Origin of the sequence: uncultured Proteiniphilum sp. (assembly GCF_937873925.1) — a bacterium.
Taxonomy (GTDB): Bacteria; Bacteroidota; Bacteroidia; order Bacteroidales; family Dysgonomonadaceae; genus Proteiniphilum.
This window is the reverse complement of the sequence record NZ_CALNAT010000144.1, coordinates 11,766-29,060: the sequence shown is the minus strand read 5'-3', so window position 1 is coordinate 29,060 and position 17,295 is coordinate 11,766. Positions and strand designations below refer to the sequence as shown.

At 41.7% G+C, this 17,295-nt stretch carries 12 protein-coding genes; 8 read left to right on the top strand and 4 right to left on the bottom strand.

The genetic code is table 11. The features are described 5' to 3' along the window. Positions 1 to 224 precede the first annotated feature (224 nt). Positions 225 to 911: an NAD-dependent deacylase gene (locus tag Q0502_RS09640; protein ID WP_298650018.1), complete on the bottom strand. Its 687-nt coding sequence runs from the start codon at positions 909 to 911 to the stop codon at positions 225 to 227. A 181-nt stretch (positions 912 to 1,092) separates the two neighbouring features. Here Q0502_RS09640 and Q0502_RS09635 point away from each other — a divergent pair, with 181 nt between their 5' ends. From Q0502_RS09635 to Q0502_RS09615, 5 genes are all read left to right on the top strand, one after another. Beyond that, positions 1,093 to 1,677 (top strand): FKBP-type peptidyl-prolyl cis-trans isomerase, encoded by a 585-nt coding sequence (locus tag Q0502_RS09635; protein WP_298650015.1) that lies wholly within the window; start codon positions 1,093 to 1,095, stop codon positions 1,675 to 1,677. Between the two features lie 73 nt (positions 1,678 to 1,750). Further along, the gene (locus Q0502_RS09630; protein ID WP_298650014.1) at positions 1,751 to 2,764 is read left to right on the top strand and encodes an FKBP-type peptidyl-prolyl cis-trans isomerase; all 1,014 of its coding nucleotides are present in this window, start codon (positions 1,751 to 1,753) and stop codon (positions 2,762 to 2,764) included. A gap of 598 nt (positions 2,765 to 3,362) precedes the next feature. Further along, the gene (locus tag Q0502_RS09625) at positions 3,363 to 6,521 is read left to right on the top strand and encodes a SusC/RagA family TonB-linked outer membrane protein (RefSeq protein ID WP_298650012.1); all 3,159 of its coding nucleotides are present in this window, start codon (positions 3,363 to 3,365) and stop codon (positions 6,519 to 6,521) included. Positions 6,522 to 6,551: 30 nt separating this feature from the next. Then, a complete protein-coding gene (locus tag Q0502_RS09620; protein WP_298650010.1) occupies positions 6,552 to 8,015 on the top strand; it encodes a SusD/RagB family nutrient-binding outer membrane lipoprotein in 1,464 nt (487 codons plus the stop codon). Between the two features lie 26 nt (positions 8,016 to 8,041). After that, entirely contained in the window at positions 8,042 to 8,863 is an 822-nt protein-coding gene (locus tag Q0502_RS09615) for a hypothetical protein (RefSeq protein WP_298650007.1), read from the top strand. A gap of 165 nt (positions 8,864 to 9,028) precedes the next feature. On the opposite strand, the gene Q0502_RS09610 is transcribed toward Q0502_RS09615, so the two are convergent. Both Q0502_RS09610 and Q0502_RS09605 read right to left on the bottom strand, forming a co-directional pair. Next, the gene (locus Q0502_RS09610; protein ID WP_298650004.1) at positions 9,029 to 9,733 is read right to left on the bottom strand and encodes a hypothetical protein; all 705 of its coding nucleotides are present in this window, start codon (positions 9,731 to 9,733) and stop codon (positions 9,029 to 9,031) included. A gap of 215 nt (positions 9,734 to 9,948) precedes the next feature. Next, positions 9,949 to 11,160, bottom strand: coding sequence for an MFS transporter (locus tag Q0502_RS09605; protein ID WP_298650001.1), 1,212 nt, complete (start codon positions 11,158 to 11,160; stop codon positions 9,949 to 9,951). Between the two features lie 698 nt (positions 11,161 to 11,858). On the opposite strand from Q0502_RS09605, the gene Q0502_RS09600 reads away from it, so the two are divergent. The 3 genes from Q0502_RS09600 to Q0502_RS09590 all read left to right on the top strand — a co-directional run bounded on the left by Q0502_RS09600 (position 11,859) and on the right by Q0502_RS09590 (position 14,507). After that, positions 11,859 to 13,421 (top strand): hypothetical protein, encoded by a 1,563-nt coding sequence (locus Q0502_RS09600; protein WP_298649999.1) that lies wholly within the window; start codon positions 11,859 to 11,861, stop codon positions 13,419 to 13,421. A 191-nt stretch (positions 13,422 to 13,612) separates the two neighbouring features. Further along, positions 13,613 to 14,041, top strand: coding sequence for a hypothetical protein (locus Q0502_RS09595; RefSeq protein WP_298649996.1), 429 nt, complete (start codon positions 13,613 to 13,615; stop codon positions 14,039 to 14,041). Continuing rightward, on the top strand, positions 14,031 to 14,507 hold the full coding sequence (locus Q0502_RS09590; protein ID WP_298649993.1) for a helix-turn-helix domain-containing protein: 477 nt from the start codon (positions 14,031 to 14,033) through the stop codon (positions 14,505 to 14,507). Before Q0502_RS09595 ends, Q0502_RS09590 begins: the two co-directional genes overlap by 11 nt. A 137-nt stretch (positions 14,508 to 14,644) precedes the next feature. Here Q0502_RS09590 and glgP read toward each other — a convergent pair whose 3' ends face one another. After that, a complete protein-coding gene (gene glgP / locus Q0502_RS09585; RefSeq protein WP_298649990.1) occupies positions 14,645 to 17,209 on the bottom strand; it encodes an alpha-glucan family phosphorylase in 2,565 nt (854 codons plus the stop codon). Positions 17,210 to 17,295: the final 86 nt, after the last annotated feature.

Here is a 17,295-nt window from a genome sequence, read left to right as displayed (position 1 = left end):
GATCTTTTTCTTATTTGAAAAGCGAAATTACAAAAAAAGCGCGACTATCGAAAAATTAAAATTGAATTGTAATCTTCCAGATAGAGCCAAAGTCTGCTTTTGGTTCTCTTTTTCAGTTACTTCTAAAACAGGGAAAATCCTTACATAATTAATCTGCCGGGCCATCCAAAGATAATATGCTTTTGATTATTATTCAAAGTTTATAGGTCTATTTTTCTACATACTTACAGTAATAATCGTTGTAACTCCCTGACTCCTTCCGAAGCCCCTTTTTGAATATGGTGTATGTCGTATCGCCGTGTGGATACATCCTTGGGATCAATTAAATATACCGGAACGTTCCTTCTCACGTCATCGAGCAGCCCCGCCGCCGGATACACGTTCATGGAGGTGCCGATGATAACGAAGATATCGGCCTGTCGACAGATCTTTTCGGCTTCCAGGATCATGGGGACTGCTTCGCCGAACCATACGATATGCGGTCGTAACTGGAACCCCTTCTCGCAGGTATCGCCCAGATGCAGATCGATATGTGCCGGGTCGATATCGTAGATCAGCGATTCATCTTTTGTAGAGCGCGCTTTCATCAGTTCGCCATGGAGGTGGATCACTTTTGTGCTGCCGGCCTGTTCATGCAGGTTGTCAATGTTTTGCGTGATAATATATATATCTAAATCCTTTTCCATTTCGGCCAGTGCGTAATGTCCCGCGTTGGGTTTGGCTTTCATCAGTTCGCGGCGCCGCATATTGTAGAAATTCAACACCAGTTCAGGGTTCGCCTCAAATCCTTCGGGTGTAGCCACCTGTTCCACCGGATACTGTTCCCACAAACCTCCCGAATCCCGGAAAGTAGCAATTCCGCTCTCGGCGCTCATGCCGGCTCCTGTAAGTACAACCAGTTTCTTTTGCATAGAAATCTCTTTTTTTCTTCCAAATATAGTGAAAGCCGAGAGAAAAGCCAAACTTGTTTGAGCTTTTCAGAGGCGTATCCTATATTCTATTTTATAAATATAGTTTTTTCTCCTTAAAATCAAAATTATTTCACATTAAAATCGTACTTTTGTGAGTAAAAATCAAAAAGGAAAAAGTTAGATGGACAAACTAAGCTACGCGTTGGGAATGAGTATGGCTTCTAATCTGATGAATTCAGGGTTGAAGCAGATAGATGTGGAATCATTTGTGAAAGCCTTTACCGAGATTATGAATAATGCCACTCCCTCCATGGATCCCCAGGAAGCCAATCAGGTCATTCAGGGGTATTTCAGTAAGGTACAGGATGAAATGCTTGAGGATAATCTGAAAGAGGGGGAAGTGTTCCTGAAAGAAAACGGGAAAAAAGAGGGTGTGGTTACGCTTCCCAGCGGGCTGCAATATGAGATCCTGCAGGAAGGAGACGGGGCCAAACCCAAAGCCACCGATAGGGTGAAATGCCACTATCACGGCACGTTGCTGAATGGGCAGGTCTTTGATAGTTCCGTGCAGAGAGGACAGCCGGCCGTTTTCGGTGTAAACCAGGTGATTAAAGGGTGGGTAGAAGCGCTCCAGTTGATGTCCGTCGGGTCGAAATGGAGGTTGTATATACCTTCCGGACTTGCCTACGGGGAACAGGGAGCGGGAAATTCCATAGAGCCCAACTCCGCTCTCATTTTCGATGTGGAACTATTGGGGATAGAGTAGTCGCCGGGCGGGCAACACCTGCTTCCGCCACAAAAGACAATAATATATACACATTATTAATATATAGAAGAAAATGAAGAAAACAATTTTAGGTACATTTAGTGCAATGACTGTTCTGGCAGTGTTGATGGTATCCTGCGGAGGAGCTTCCACACCGAAGACATCCCTGAAGAACTCTGTGGACAGTGTCTCTTATGCCTATGGCGTAAGTATGGCCGACCAGGGATTGGTGCAATATCTCGAGCAACAAGGAATATTGCAAAGCACCTCCAACATCGAATACGATTATCAGATGAGGATCGCCTCTGCCGATTCCACTCAGAAGGAAGTATTACAAAAAGAGATGGCTGCAAAGCTCGATTCGGTGAACCAGATCAACGCTCCCCGGCTCAATGAATTCATCAAAGGGTTGAAAGAAGCGATGAATCTGAAAGAGAAGTCGCCGTATGCCCAGGGATTAAGTATCGGGGTACAGTTTTCCCAGATGATGCTTCCACAATTCAATACGATGCTTTTCGGATCCGACTCCACTCAGAAAGTGAATAGCGACCAGATACTGGCCGGATTGATCTCCACGCTGAAAAATCAGCAGTTAGCGATCAGTACGGTGGAGGCCAATGCGCTGGTACAAAAAGAGATGGAAAAAGCGCAGCAAGCCGAACAAACCCGTCAGGAAGAAGAACTTAAGGTGCAGTATGCCGATAGTATTGCCGCCGGAAATGCTTACCTGGCCGACAACGCCAAGAGAGAAGGTGTGGTTACACTCCCCAGCGGACTGCAATATGAGATCCTTCGTGAAGGTAACGGACCTACTCCTGCCGATACCGATCGGGTGAAGGTGCATTATCATGGCACATTGATCAACGGTACGGTATTCGACAGCAGTGTAAACAGGGGAGAACCCGCCACCTTTGGTGTGACCCAGGTGATCCCGGGTTGGACGGAAGCGTTGAAACTGATGCCCGTGGGATCAAAATGGAGATTGTATATTCCTTACGATCTGGCTTACGGAGCACAGGACCGTGGTACCATCAAGCCATTTTCCAATCTCATCTTCGATGTGGAATTATTGGGAATAGAAGAATAAACGTTTTTTAGAATATCAGGAAATGGAAAAGGTGGCCGTAAGGTCACCTTTTTTTGCGCTTTTTTGAATTTACCGGTTTTGTCTTTTTTATATTGATTTTCCCCATATATAATAAAAAATAAAGAAATTTTTGATTTTTGCTTGCATAATGTTTTTTGAAGGTGTATATTTGCACCATTATAGATTGTAAGATTATCGTGCATATAATTGTTAAAATTCCGTGATCCTTTTTGCAGCTATGTTTTCAGCGGAAGTCCTATGAAATGTATCAAAAACAGGGATAGAGATTTCAGTCTGACATTTTTTTTAAAAAAAAGTGCAAAAAATCACATAATTGAAATAAATGATTTATATTTGCGAAGCGTATATAAACCATAAAAATGTTAATTTAGTGTGGAGATGTAGAGTGGTCGAGTTGTAGAGTTCTCGAGTTTGTAAAGTTATCGGGTCGTCGGTTGTACGATGCGAATTGTCGTAGTAAGAAGGGTGTTGTGTATGAGTGATGATTTATCTTTTATTATTAGTTAAAACCCCTTTCAGCGCTATCGGTAAGATAAAATGTTAGAATAATATAGTGTTTAATTTAAAAGTAGAGTTTATGAAAAGAAAATTAACTATGTTTTTATCCCTATTCTTTTTAGGGATAGGGATGCTGATGGCTCAGACCCAGGTACGCGGTACCGTGGTGGGTGAATCGGGCGACCCGGTGATTGGGGCTACCATCCAGATCAAAGGGACATCGCAGGGAACCGTTTCCGATATGGACGGTAATTTCACTTTATCTGCTCCTGCCGGTGGTACACTTGTGATCTCTTATGTCGGATACCAGACACAAGAGGTACCTGTGAGGGCAAATGTGAGAGTAGTATTAAGTGAAGATACAGAGATGCTTGAAGAATTGGTTGTTACAGCATTGGGTATTTCCAGAGAAAGAAAAGCACTTGGTTATGCTGTACAGGATGTGAAGGATATTGCCAATGCCGGTAATCCTAATTTATCGACGGCTCTTCAAGGCAAAGTTTCGGGCGTTGACATCAAAGTATCAAGTGGTATGCCCGGTGCTTCAACTCAATTTAATATTCGTGGTGCACGTTCATTCACAGGAAATAACCAACCTCTTTACGTTGTAGATGGCTTGCCTATTTCAAGCAATTCGCCTTATTCTACATTAAATAGTGTCACTGGAGCTGATTATTCTAATCGATCAATAGATATTGATCCCAATGATATTGAGAGTGTGAATGTGTTGAAAGGGCAGGCGGCTGCAGCTTTGTATGGGATTCGTGCATCAAATGGTGTAGTAATCATTACTACTAAAAGTGGAGCAGGCGGAGAAAAAGGTAAAACAATCGTTACATTCGCTCAAAATACAAGTTTTGACAAAGTATCCCGTACTCCCGATTATCAAACAATATATGCTCAGGGAACGGGAGGATCGTTTGACCCAAGAAACTCTTTATCATGGGGGCCAAAAATAACTGATTTGCCTAACGACCCCGTTTATGGAGGAAATATAGGTGATGCCCATCCGGGTAAATATCGTGTTCCACAATTAGAGACCGCAGGACTGGATCCATGGGTAACTCCTCAAGTTTATGATAACTGGAATGATTATTTTCATACAGGGGTTACCTCGAATAGTGGGGTGAATGTAAGCCGGGCTACCAACGAAGGAAGCTTTGCTATAGGCTTGGGTTATACTGATCAGGAAGGGATAGCCCTTAATACTGGCATGACCCGATATAATGCCAAGATTAGTGCAACTCAACAATTAAGCAACCATTTTAACGCTGGATTTAGCGGGAACTACTCTAACATTTCAATTGATAAATTAACCGGAGCTAATGATGGTTCATTGGCAGGTGTACTCGCGGCTCCCTTGAGCTATAACTTAAAAGGGATTCCTAGTCATCCTATTGGGAATGAATATTCACAGATCTATTACAGGAGTTTGACATTCGACAATCCATACTGGGTAGAAAAGAATAATACTTTTAATGAAAAGACGACCCGTTTCTTTGGGAATACCTACATTGAATATCATTCACAAATTGATGAAACTAAAAAAATAAATGTCAAATATCAACTTGGTGTCGATACTTATTCAGGAAATTATACTGATATTTTCGGATATGGAAGTAAAGGAGGGAACGGGTCCATCAATAATTATGGGGTAACCTCCACAACTGTGAATTCATTATTAACAGCTATCTATGATTGGAAATTATCTGAGGATTTAGGTTTTAATTTACTGATTGGTAATGAAATAAATCAAGATAATGATAGATCATACAGTGAAACCGGGAATGATTTTAACTTTGGAGGATGGAATCATATTGATAACACCTCTACTCAGACCGCTAGTACCGGTACTTCACAATCAAGGACTATAGGTATGTTTTATAATGCATCTTTGGATTATAAAAACATGTTATATTTTAATACAACAGGGCGTCGTGATATTGTTTCAACAATGCCAAGGAACAATAGATCATTTTTCTATCCTTCTGTTTCTTTAGGGTTTGTATTTACAGAAATCGACAATTTGAAGGAATTGGATTGGTTAAATTTTGGAAAGTTGAGGGCATCTTATGCAGAAGTAGGGCAAGCCGGTAATTATTATCAAAATTATTACGATATTCCTTCTTACGAAGGGAGTTGGTGGAAAGAACCATATCCCATAACTTATCCTTTAGGAGGGGTGAGTTCCTATATACCCTATGGTATTTTGTATGATCCCAATTTGAAACCCCAGAATACAAAATCATATGAGGTTGGAACTGAATTGAAGTTTTTTGATAACCGATTGGGTATTGATTATACATTCTCCCATCAAACGGTCGTCGATCAGATATTTACAGTGCCTTTAGCAGGTTCAACAGGTGTTTCAAGTCTGGTAATGAACGGTGGGGATATGAGAACGGATGCGCATGAATTCACCCTCTATTTTGTACCTGTCAAAACCGCGGATTTTTTGTGGGATGTTTCTGTAAACTTTTCAAAAGCAAGAAGCCATGTGGAAAAATTAGCAGAAGGGGTTGAAAGTATATTTTTAGGAGGATTTGTTACTCCGCAAGTAAGAGCCGGTATTGGATATTCATTTCCTGTAATTTATGGAACTGCTTTTGCAAGAGATGATGAAGGGCGTATTTTAGTAGATGAGGATCCTTTATCGGCTTCTTATGGTATGCCCTACGCCGGCGAAGACAAAGTTATCGGTGAAGTCTCTCCTAAATTTATTATAGGAGCGTCAACTAACCTGTCCTTCAAAAGAGTTTCTCTTGGAGCTACATTCGAATGGAAAAACGGAGGTCAGATGTATTCAGGCTCTAATGGCTTAATGGATACTTATGGCGTTTCTAAAAGAACAGAAGATAGGGAATCCACTTTCGTTTATAAAGGATATAAAGCTGATGGTACTCCCAATGATATAGTAAGAGGAGGAGCAAATGATGCGAAGGCATATCAGACATTATACTCGGATGTTTTGGGAAATATTGATGAAGCATTTATCTATGGAAATTCATTTGTTAAGCTACGTGAGATTTCACTTCGCTATAATTTACCGAAACGTGTCCTTTTGGGCATTGAGGATATTTCTTTATCTGTATTTTCCCGTAATATCTTGCTCTGGACTGAACTGCCCAATCTCGACCCTGAAAGTTCCCAAGGTAATACCAATATGATGGGTGGATTTGAACGTTTCTCATTACCACAGACAACGAGTTTTGGATTTGGTTTAGATATTAAATTTTAAAGTCAATAACTGCTATAAATTAAAAATAATATGAAGAATAACATATTTCTATATTTAATGTTGACTTGTTTAACTCTCTTTTCGTCCTGCTCGGAAGATATAATGGACAGAATTAATGAGAATGTAGACAATTCAACTAACATGGCGTCAAAGTTTATAATAACGGATGTTATGACTAGTACTGCATTCCGTACGGTTGGCACGGATTTAGCATTTTATGCTTCCATCTATATAGAACATAATGTTGGTATCTACGGACAAATGTATAACGCTGAAATACGTCAATCTGAACCGACTTCCAGTTCCACATACAACAATGCATGGGAAAGTACTTATACCAATTTATTCAATTTAAAGGATATCATCGCCAAGTGCTCTGAAGGAGGATCAGAAGAAGGTAATTATCACACCCTTGGGATAGCTCAGATTTTAACTGCTTATAATTTGGCTATATTGACGGATGCTTTTGGAGATATTCCATGGAGTGAAGCATTACAACCGGGGATAATATACTCTCCAAAACTTGATACCCAGGAAGAAATATACGATGATATATTTGCTTTGCTCAATGATGCTATCTCTAATCTTGAAAAAACTTCTGAGTTTGACGCTTTAGGAACACAGGATCTCATTTATGGTACAACAGATGATGGTACGATTGATGCCAATAGTATCGTGAAATGGAAAAAATTCGCCAATGGTCTATTAGCAAGATATACCCTGCGATTATCCAAAATTAATCCTCAATATCAAGCTGTGATTGATTACGCAAATAAGTCATTCACTAATAGTGCTGAAGAGGCTAAGTTCAAGTATAATAATTCAACCTCTTTCAGTCCATTTAGTCGGTTTTTAAAAGATAGGGATTACTTTGGCGCTAGTGAAAGTTTCATTCAAAAATTAGATGAACGAGAGGATCCCAGGAAAGAGATTTTCTATGGAGACGAGGAACTTGTTATTGCGCCAAATGGTACTCCAGATCAAAAACAAGGGGTTTATACAAAATCACAAATTAGTATTCCCACAGCTCCAACCTATTTCCTGAGTTATCACGAAATAGAATTCCTTAAAGCCGAAGCATATGCCAGACTAAACAATTTAGATAATGCTCAGGAATCATTAAGGAAGGCTATCATTGCTGCTAGCAGTAAAAGTAATATTAATTTAGCCGGGGATGATTCTGGTCAATATGCGGAGCAAATAATTGAAGAAAGAGGATCCAGCTTAAGTTCAATTCTCGCGGAGATAATGATTCAGAAGTATATTGGTTTTTATGAGGAAGAAGCTTTCGAAGCCTATAATGATTTCCGTCGCTTGAAAGCGAATGGAGAAAATTTCATTACATTAAATAACCCTAAAAACGCAAACCAGTTCCCTTTACGCTATACATACGGGTCAAGTGATGTTACAACCAATACGAATATTGCTGACATTATTGGAGACGGTACATACGTATATTCTAAAAATGTATGGTGGGCCGGAGGATCAAACTGATTTGACAAATGATAAACAATATTAATATGAAACATTATATCAATCTATCAAAAATATTCTCGTTATTATCGCTTTTCTTTTTGTTGTTGAGTTGCGAGAATACAAATGAAAATATGGTATTGGAAAGAGGTGAAAATGTAGTTCCGATAGTTTCTAATTTTAAACCCTCCAATTTCACCACCGATCTGGAAAACAGCTATATAGAATTTACCGTATCTCTTCCGCAAGGTGAGACTATAGATAAAGGTATTGTTGAAATTAAGCACGAAGATAAAACGGTACAATTACAAGAGATTTCTACCTTTCCGGCTACAGTTAGAATAAGTGCGGATGATGCTGCAACTGCACTAGGGATTCCACTGGATGAAATTACTACAGAGAGTGTATTTTATCTCTATGTAAGAACGGAAAAAAACGGAAGATCCACAGTTGCTGCGACTACTTCTCATAAAATCAGTGTATTCTGTGCTTATGATACTGATCTGACATCTGGAAGTTATCATTTAGTTTCCTCAGATTGGGGTATAGAAGGGAATGTAACGTTTATTGCAGATGAGAATGATCCCTACATAGTGTATATCAGTGGAATTCAAATAGTCGATGGGTTAACTACAGGTACAAATAACACCGTAAAATTAACCATCAACCCTGATACTTATGCTATTACTGGAGGTAAAACTCTATTTGCAGAGAATCTGAGTGAATGGAACCTTCCGTATACAAACTATAGTTTTACAGTTGCAAACGGTTTCTATAGTCCTTGTGATGGGAGTTATACTATTAATTTTACTATCACTGTAGATCAAGGATCCTTCGGAACTAACAATTTCACATTTACGAAAAATTGATAATATAATCTTAGTTCTAAAAAGGCTGTTAGAAAAAAGTGATCCCAATAATTGGACAGATTATAAATCATATTCTTTGGAGTAAGAGCTCGGTATTGTACCGGGCTCTTTCCATTTAACCTGGTTTTAATTTTTTATTGTTATTGTATCAATAAAAGAGAATCATCATCGGGCTTTTTTGTATTCACCTGTAAGGGTTGTGAAAATCTCCTCTGTTGAATCTGTTTTTTTATTCACGCTCGATATATGAAATAAGTAATAGCTTCCCTTGAAGTTCACTCCGAAATAATGGTGGAAGAGTTCTTCTTTATTGGCTTTCAGTTTGATGCCTTCATTGCCTACCGGGATTGGAGAATCCGACGTAATCATTTTCTTTATTTCTTCGGACGTAATTATTGGCCATTCGGAACTTTTGAAATAAACCAGTTTATCGGCTTCTGCGGATTTAATAAGGATATTTATATCATTGGGGATTTGTCCGCTTGTTTCTTCCCAACTTATCCCAAAGTCGCTTAATACGGTTTTCATGGTTTCAGGGGAATACTGTCTGGCAAATTCAACGGGAGGTACTCCCACCTTGACCTGAATATTCTTGTTCTGTGTTTTACTGTCGGTAAGAAGAAGCGTTGTTTTTCCTTCTTTATGGCCCTTGATTGTAATCGAAGAACCATCTACTGTCGCTGTGGCAATGGTATTGTCAGAAGATACTATTTGATAAGGTGGATTGCCGGCAGAAATATCGAGTGTAGCATCAGTGCTCGCATTTAACTCGACATAATCTACGAGTATTAAGGATTTTACTATTTCTTCGTTGCAACCTATGAATAATACGGCGAGGATCAGGGCGGGCAGTAAAAGATTTTTTTTCATTTTTTTGATATGTATGTTTGACAAATTTGCAAAGATGAAGTTCCGCTAATCTTGCTTTGTTGCAGCCGCTTTTTTATTTGCTGTAGAAAAGCGTTGCGTTGCATAACTTAATTACTTTTGCTGCAAATATATACGTTTTCTTGGGGAAATCGTACAGATGAATGAAATAAATGTTTATTTAATTCTCCCGGAAAGTTATGGGAAAAATTGTTGCTTTACTTTTGCCGGTCGAGGTGCATAGCGGGAGGGGTGAGGAAAGCAGCGATCCCTATAACAATGATTATGGCTCCGGACAGGATAAAGGATGTGGTGAGCCCTAATCCGTCGGCCAGAAAACCGATCCCGATCAATCCCAGCATCGCCGGGATAAGGCTGAAGGTAAAAAACATAGAGAAAACCCTGCCCAGTGCTGTCGGATCTATCCTGGTCTGTATAAGTCCGGTAAATGCCGCGTTGTAAACAGCGCCCGAAACGCCTCCGATGACGGTCAGCACCGCAAACCAGACAAATCCGTCGGGCGATAGAATTCCGGACAAGAGAAAGGTGAGTCCGCACAAAAGATACATCCAGTTGACCAATGCAACGCGGTTGACCCTGTAGACCTTAACTCCCATAATAGCGCCCCCCACTAATGCACCTACACTCCATATCGCTTCTATAATGCCGGCCTGAAATTCTGTTCCTTTGAAATATTCCAATGTCATCAGGGGAAACAATACGCTAATGGGAACCAGAAAGAATACCACCAATACGGAATATAGAAAAACAAGACTTAGTCCTCTGTTCCTGAGTATGATCATGGCGCCTTCTTTCATCTCTTTTAAGATATGTCTCGTTGCTCCTTCTTCCTTTTCAGGATTGGGTATATGTACAAAGAATAGTGATGTGACTGCCATTAGGGCACCAGCCACGTCGAACAGCAGGACATACTCTATATCCCATATCGTTATCAGCATAGCACCAAGGGCCGGGCCGGCAATCTGGCTGACCGAAGCGATGATCTGATTCACTCCTGCGATACGGGTTAACTGATCTGCAGGGGCGAGCAAAGGTACTGAAGCCTGCATGGCAGGCATATGGAACGCCGAACCTATTGAACGCAATCCCAGCAAAGCGAATATATGCCATATCCGGGCTATATCCAACCAGAAAAGGATTGCCAATACCAGTGTGCACAATGCGATGAAAGAGTCGGCAAACATCATGATCCGTTTACGGTTCCAGCGATCAATCAATGCTCCGGTAAAAGGGCCGATGAGTGATTGGGGTAGTATGCCGGCAATAGCCGCCCATGCCAGCATCTCAGCAGAACCTGTCTGCAGGCTGAGCCATATAATGACAGCGAAATTAACAAGACTGCTGGTGAGTATGGAGAAAAACTGACCGCTCCAGATTATTGCAAAGGCTCTCTTCCAATTATTATTCATTGTGTTTGATACTGAAAACCGTAATTAAAATTAACGGTAGTGCTATAACGGCACAAAAGTAATAACTGTTTACCTATTGACAGAATTTAGGGAAATAATATCGGTTAATTGAGGATTTTTACCTTTTTATACGGGAATTCTGGTTTTTTCCCGGGCATGAAGAGGAATTTTGCAAAAGTAACATACTCATCGGGTTATTATTTTTCTTCCGGGATTGATATTGCCTTACAAATATTTACAAACACCCTAATATCGGTTTATAATGTATTGAGAGTTGCAAAATTCGGACATCACGAAAAAAAAGTACTATATTTGTACTGTTTTTTACATTTGGAATAAGCATACCAGTCAGGAGTAAAGAACAAAGAATCAAGAATAAAGACATCTCAATTCCTGAGTTTTAATATCTTCATCTTGGTTCTTGATTCTAAAAGTCTTGGTCCGGAAACGAGTATTAGCCTCATCCTTGCATAAGAGTGTGATAATATGCAAATTACATACGACCTTGGTGTTAAAAATAATTATATCGTATGAAATGTTCCATACCTCATAATAGGAAAAAATAATCGGATAAAAGATTATAAAAGATGTTGCGCGTGTTTATTTTTTTATTGTCTCTGGTTTGTCTTATTGTTTGCAGTTCTTGCAATGATAAGGCTGATGAACGCATGTACCGGCAGTTATCGTATTGGGACAGTATGGTTGACAGTGTGCCGCAACTCGTGTCGGATAGCCTTCAAAGGGTTGATCCCGAAAGTATGGATCGTTCTAACAGGGCTTATTACGGTCTGTTAAAGGTGATTTCGGATGATAAGACCTATGTCAATTTTACCACCGATTCCCTGATCAATTCCGTCAGTGACCATTATCGTCTTCACGATCCTAAAAACAGCAATTATATCCGCGCCCTGGCCTACCAGGGTATTGTACGCACCCGGATAGGAGTGAAGGACAGTACGGTGTATGAACCCCTCAGGGAGGCCGGAAAGTTGTTTGCTGCGATGGCCGATCCGGCCCCTTCGCTCGGGTACCTGATCAATTACTTCCTGGGTAATATTCATTACAATAACAGGAATTACGCGTCGGCGGATGAGTACTTCCGCCGGACCCTCGGCTATGCCCGTGAAGAGAGGGATTCCATCCACCTGTTCGATACCTATCTGGCGCTATACTGGAATGAGATGGAGCAAAAGAAATTTGACAAGGGAAAATTATATCTGGATACCCTCTCCTCTTTTTACAACCGGGTATCCGGAAAAGATTTTTTTATCCTGAACGCGCAGTCCATCTACTTCGATGTGATTGATGAACCAGAGAAAGCGTTGGAGAGAGAAAAAGAGTTACTCCGGATCACTTATAGACAAAAGGAGAATATTGAGTTGTCGAGGTTGTATTATAATATATCGTACAGATATATAGGGCTTGAACAGTTGGATAGCGCCATGTTATATGCGCAAATGGCGACAGATATGATAGAAGATACTTCTTATGTATATAGTCATCTCTATTATGAGAATGTTGCCAATATTGCAGAAAAACAGGAAAATTATGTTTTGTCTAATAATTGTCGGAAGCAGGCTTCGGAATTATATAAGAGTTCCGTCAGAGACAGATTGGACACGCAAATTGTGGAGCTGGAAAAGAAATATGATTTGTCGGAAGCGGAGAATGAAGCGCTCAGGGCACGTCAACAGAATCTGCGCATTATTATTGGCGCACTAATACTGGTCATTATCCTTATCTTTATCTTAATGTATGCGTGGAAAGTAAGGAGAACCGCCAGATTGAAACTAATGAATGCCGAATACAAAATGCAGCAGCAGGAATTGCAAGCCAAAATTCTGAGGGAAGAGGCCGGAAAGCGCAAATGGCTGTTACAGCTTTATAGTCATATCTCGGGTCGCCTTGCCTTCTTGCAGGGAGAGTTTGAAACACTTACGCAACGTTATATTTCTTCTCACCCGAGGGTATATCGGGAGATGGAAAAGATTTTGAAAAATACCGACACCGAATTGCGGGATATTACCAAAACCCTCGCTACGGACGATGAAACCTTTTATGCCTATACGCAACTGAAAGATGAAGACGGAATATTCAATGCCACTGAAAAGATGCTGCTGATGCTGCTGGCATGCAATGCCGATAACCGGCAACTGGCCACTTTTATGAATACCAGCCTGGAGAGTATCCGCGTAAGAAAATCGCAACTAAAGAGAAAAATGCAGGAAAAAAACATGGATACAACCCTGTTCCATGAGTAAAAATACCGGGAATTACCGTTAAACAAGAGGTGCTAAATATATTGATAGTCAGTTGTATGACTGCTTTTGGGCCGTTAAAATACCGTGAGGGTATTGTTTTTTCTGTCATTCCTCTGTTACTTTGTGTCTGTAATTCATAAATTAATTCTGAAAAAATATTCATCATTTATTTTTTTAAAAATATAAACAAAATGAAAAAAACAGTGTGGGTGCTTTTCTTGATGACAATGTGTAGCGGGTTGTTATTTTCAGCTTCCATTGACAATGCAAATGAAGTAAAAGACGATGTACAGGACAGAATTGCATTAGGTAGGCTTGGCGGTACTACCCGGGGTGCGAACGCGATGAGCAGCACATTCAGTGTTCAGTCGGTAGAGCCGGTTGTGGAAGCATACAACTCCCAGAATGTGATCTCTATTTCGGTACAGAATTACCGCGGCGGCGCATGGGTTGAGATTATCGGCCCGAGGGAGGCAAAACAAAGCTATTTCGAGGTGTACGATATGGGATTTGAGGTAGTCAATCTTTCCGGTCTTCGGGCAGGGGAATATACCATACGTATTACACTCGGTTCGGAAGTATATACGGGAACCTTTAAAAAAGTATTGTATGGACGTTAACGCAAAGATAGGTAAAGATGACGTACGCAAATATTTGCTGACGGATGTGGCATCCTGCACATTTACTTTCTCTGACGGGCTGAAAAGCAGGGTTACCCCGTCGCCCGACAATGAGATCGTCCTTGTGAAGTTGATTCCGCGGACATCTAAATCAAAACGGTTTGAAGATAGTGTGTTGAGTAATTACTCATCGGCAAGGAATATGAACGAACTGGCGAAATTGTGCAAATACGACTGTTTGAGAACATTTACACGCCATTTTAAGAGATGTTTCGGACAAACTCCTTATCAATGGATGCTCGACCGTAAAATGGAAGAGGTCCAGTCTCTGGTACTCAACTCGGATATCAGCATTACCGAGATATCCAGGATGTATGACTTCAGAAGTGTGTCGCATCTTGTAAACGCTTATAGTAAAAGATTCGGTATTTCACCGCATAAAAGCAGATTATCGAATGCTATCTGACTCTACCCTTTGATAATAAAGTCAACACAATCTTCATAAATATTTTCGATTACTATTTCTTTGTGTGTCGGTGAAATCGAAAAAGCGTCACTCGTGAGAGGACGCTTTTTCCTTTGGGTTTATTGATAGCGGAAGCGCTATATCCACCGCATGTAAGCGAAATCCATCCTGTGGGGCAGGTCGGGATTCTTCGGATATATCCGCAGGCCATACTGGTGAATACCGGGATCGTTCAATGCTTTGCGTGATTCGAAATAGAGCAGGGAGCCTTCGGTCTTGACCAGGTCGAACTCATACGACTCCACAAACTGCGGCTCTTTGTTCATCGTGTCGTGATCCACAACCACACATTCAACACCCAGGTCGCAGACCATATCTTTCCTGTCGATCACAATATAGCCGTAGACCTCATTGTGGCTGTTGTTAAAATCTACCTTCTGGCTGGGGTTGAATTCCAGTTTGACCACTTCGAACTTATCCCATTTCGAAGCGGTATTTTCTTTCCATCTCACGATCTCTCTGACTTTTGCATAGTTGTTCGCATGAAGCAGGTGAGAACGATGTGCCAGTTTATTGTAGAAACGGTCATAATAATCGTCCATCATTCTTTTTGTGGTGAAGCGGGGGGCTATCCCGGCTATCGATTTCTTGATATATTGTACCCATTCGTGGGAATAGCCGTTGCTGTTGTGTGCATAATACAGCGGGATAATTTCATTTTCAAGCAGCGAGTAGATAGTGGAGGCATCCAGTTCATCCTGATAGGACTGGTTGTCGTAGGTCCGCTTATCGGTCAACGCCCAGCCGGCACCCTCCTGGTATCCCTCATACCACCATCCGTCGAGCACCGAGAGGTTCAGGACACCGTTCATCTCCGCTTTCTCGCCCGAGGTACCGGATGCTTCCTGTGCGCGGATGGGGGTGTTCAGCCATATGTCCACGCCCGAAACCAACCTTTTCGCCAACCGCATATCGTAATTCTCCAGAAAGATGATCTTGCCGAGGAATTCCGGCCGCCGCGATATTTCCACGATCTGTTTGATCAGTTCCTGTCCGCCTCCATCGGCGGGGTGCGCTTTTCCGGCAAAAATAAACTGTACCGGATATTTCGGGTTGTTCACGATCTTTGACAGGCGATCGAGATCGGTAAACAGCAGATGCGCCCGTTTGTATGTGGCGAAGCGCCGTGAGAAGCCTATCAGCAACGCATTGGGATTTACCTCTTCCAGCATGTTCATGATCCTCGAGGGATCGGCCTGATTCTTTAGCCATCCCTCCTTAAATTCAATCTGGATATAATCTACCAGCTTCTTTTTCAGATGCACGCGGAGCTGCCATAATTCGTCGTCGCTCACGTGATAGATATTTTTCCAGATTTCGGGGTTCGACTGGTCGCTATAGAACGAATCGCCGAAATATTTTTCGTAGAGCGCCTTTACGGAGGAAGTCGCCCAGCTGGGCAGGTGAACGCCGTTGGTCACATAACCCACATGCAATTCTTCCGGAAAATATCCTTTCCATACGGGCTGGAACATTTTTTGTGATACAGTTCCATGTAGTTTGCTTACCCCGTTGGCCTCCTGTGCGGTATTCAGTGCAAATACGCTCATGGAGAATTTCTCATGCGTGCCGGGATTGGCACGCCCCATATCCATGAATTGCTGCCAGGGGATCCCGATTTTTTGAATGATGGGGATCATGTACTTGGCGATCAACGGCTCGTCGAAATAGTCGTGTCCCGCCGGTACCGGCGTATGCACAGTGTAGAGTGATGATGCCCGTACAACCTCCAGCGCCTCCTGGAACGAAAGGCCTTCTTCAGTCACGTAATCGCGCAAACGCTGAATATTGATAAAAGCGGCATGTCCCTCGTTCATGTGATAGACATCTTTACGGATGCCGAGTTTCTTCAGCAGCAATATACCGCCGACGCCTAATAAATACTCCTGTTTCATTCGGTTTTCCCAGTCGCCCCCATACAACTGATGGGTGATGGGGCGGTCATACTCGCTGTTCTCTTCCAGATCGGTATCCATCAGATAAAGGTTGATGCGTCCCACGGACACTTTCCATACGTTTGAATAAATAGGGCGGTCGTGAAAAGGTACTTCGAGGATCATGGGAGATCCGTCCGCGTTCATCACCTGCGTGATGGGAAGATTACCGAAATTCTGTGCTTCGTAATGGGCGATTTGCTGGCCGTCCATGGAGAGGGTCTGCGTGAAGTAGCCGTAACGGTAGAGAAACCCTACTGCGGTCATATCCACATTGCTGTCGCTCGCCTCCTTGAGATAGTCTCCGGCCAGGATCCCCAGGCCGCCGGAATAGATCTTCAACACATGCGAAAGTCCGTACTCCATACTGAAATAGGCTACACCCGGGCGTTCACCGTTATGCGGAACGCTCATATAGTTTTTGAATCGCTCATAGACATGCTGGATACGTCGCATGAGTTCATCGTTGTTCACTACATTCTCGGTAATCTCCGAACGTAGATTTTGTAACAGAACGACCGGATTTTTTTTGCTTTTTTCCCACTCCTGCGGATCTAAACTTTCGAAGATGGCTTTTGCCTCTTCATTCCATACCCACCACAAATTGTGGGCAATCTCCGCCAGCGGACGTAACTGGTCAGGCAATTCTGCATATACATGAATATCTTTCCAAATGGGTGTGTTCGAATAACTTGATTGAATAACCATTACTGTTTAATAAATTTAGTTGTTCCGATTAATTTTTCTGCCAAGAAGACAGAAAATCGTGGAATGAACGTATAAAAAATGAACAC

Excerpts from the sequence above, each read along its gene's own strand:
- Q0502_RS09640 (WP_298650018.1), bottom strand. The coding sequence starts at position 911 with ATGCAAAAGAAACTGGTTGTACTTACAGGAGCCGGCATGAGCGCCGAG.
- Q0502_RS09635 (WP_298650015.1), top strand. The coding sequence starts at position 1,093 with ATGGACAAACTAAGCTACGCGTTGGGAATGAGTATGGCTTCTAATCTG.
- Q0502_RS09630 (WP_298650014.1), top strand. The coding sequence starts at position 1,751 with ATGAAGAAAACAATTTTAGGTACATTTAGTGCAATGACTGTTCTGGCA.
- Q0502_RS09625 (WP_298650012.1), top strand. The coding sequence starts at position 3,363 with ATGAAAAGAAAATTAACTATGTTTTTATCCCTATTCTTTTTAGGGATA.
- Q0502_RS09620 (WP_298650010.1), top strand. The coding sequence starts at position 6,552 with ATGAAGAATAACATATTTCTATATTTAATGTTGACTTGTTTAACTCTC.
- Q0502_RS09615 (WP_298650007.1), top strand. The coding sequence starts at position 8,042 with ATGAAACATTATATCAATCTATCAAAAATATTCTCGTTATTATCGCTT.
- Q0502_RS09610 (WP_298650004.1), bottom strand. The coding sequence starts at position 9,733 with ATGAAAAAAAATCTTTTACTGCCCGCCCTGATCCTCGCCGTATTATTC.
- Q0502_RS09605 (WP_298650001.1), bottom strand. The coding sequence starts at position 11,160 with ATGAATAATAATTGGAAGAGAGCCTTTGCAATAATCTGGAGCGGTCAG.
- Q0502_RS09600 (WP_298649999.1), top strand. The coding sequence starts at position 11,859 with ATGGTTGACAGTGTGCCGCAACTCGTGTCGGATAGCCTTCAAAGGGTT.
- Q0502_RS09595 (WP_298649996.1), top strand. The coding sequence starts at position 13,613 with ATGAAAAAAACAGTGTGGGTGCTTTTCTTGATGACAATGTGTAGCGGG.
- Q0502_RS09590 (WP_298649993.1), top strand. The coding sequence starts at position 14,031 with ATGGACGTTAACGCAAAGATAGGTAAAGATGACGTACGCAAATATTTG.
- glgP (WP_298649990.1), bottom strand. The coding sequence starts at position 17,209 with ATGGTTATTCAATCAAGTTATTCGAACACACCCATTTGGAAAGATATT.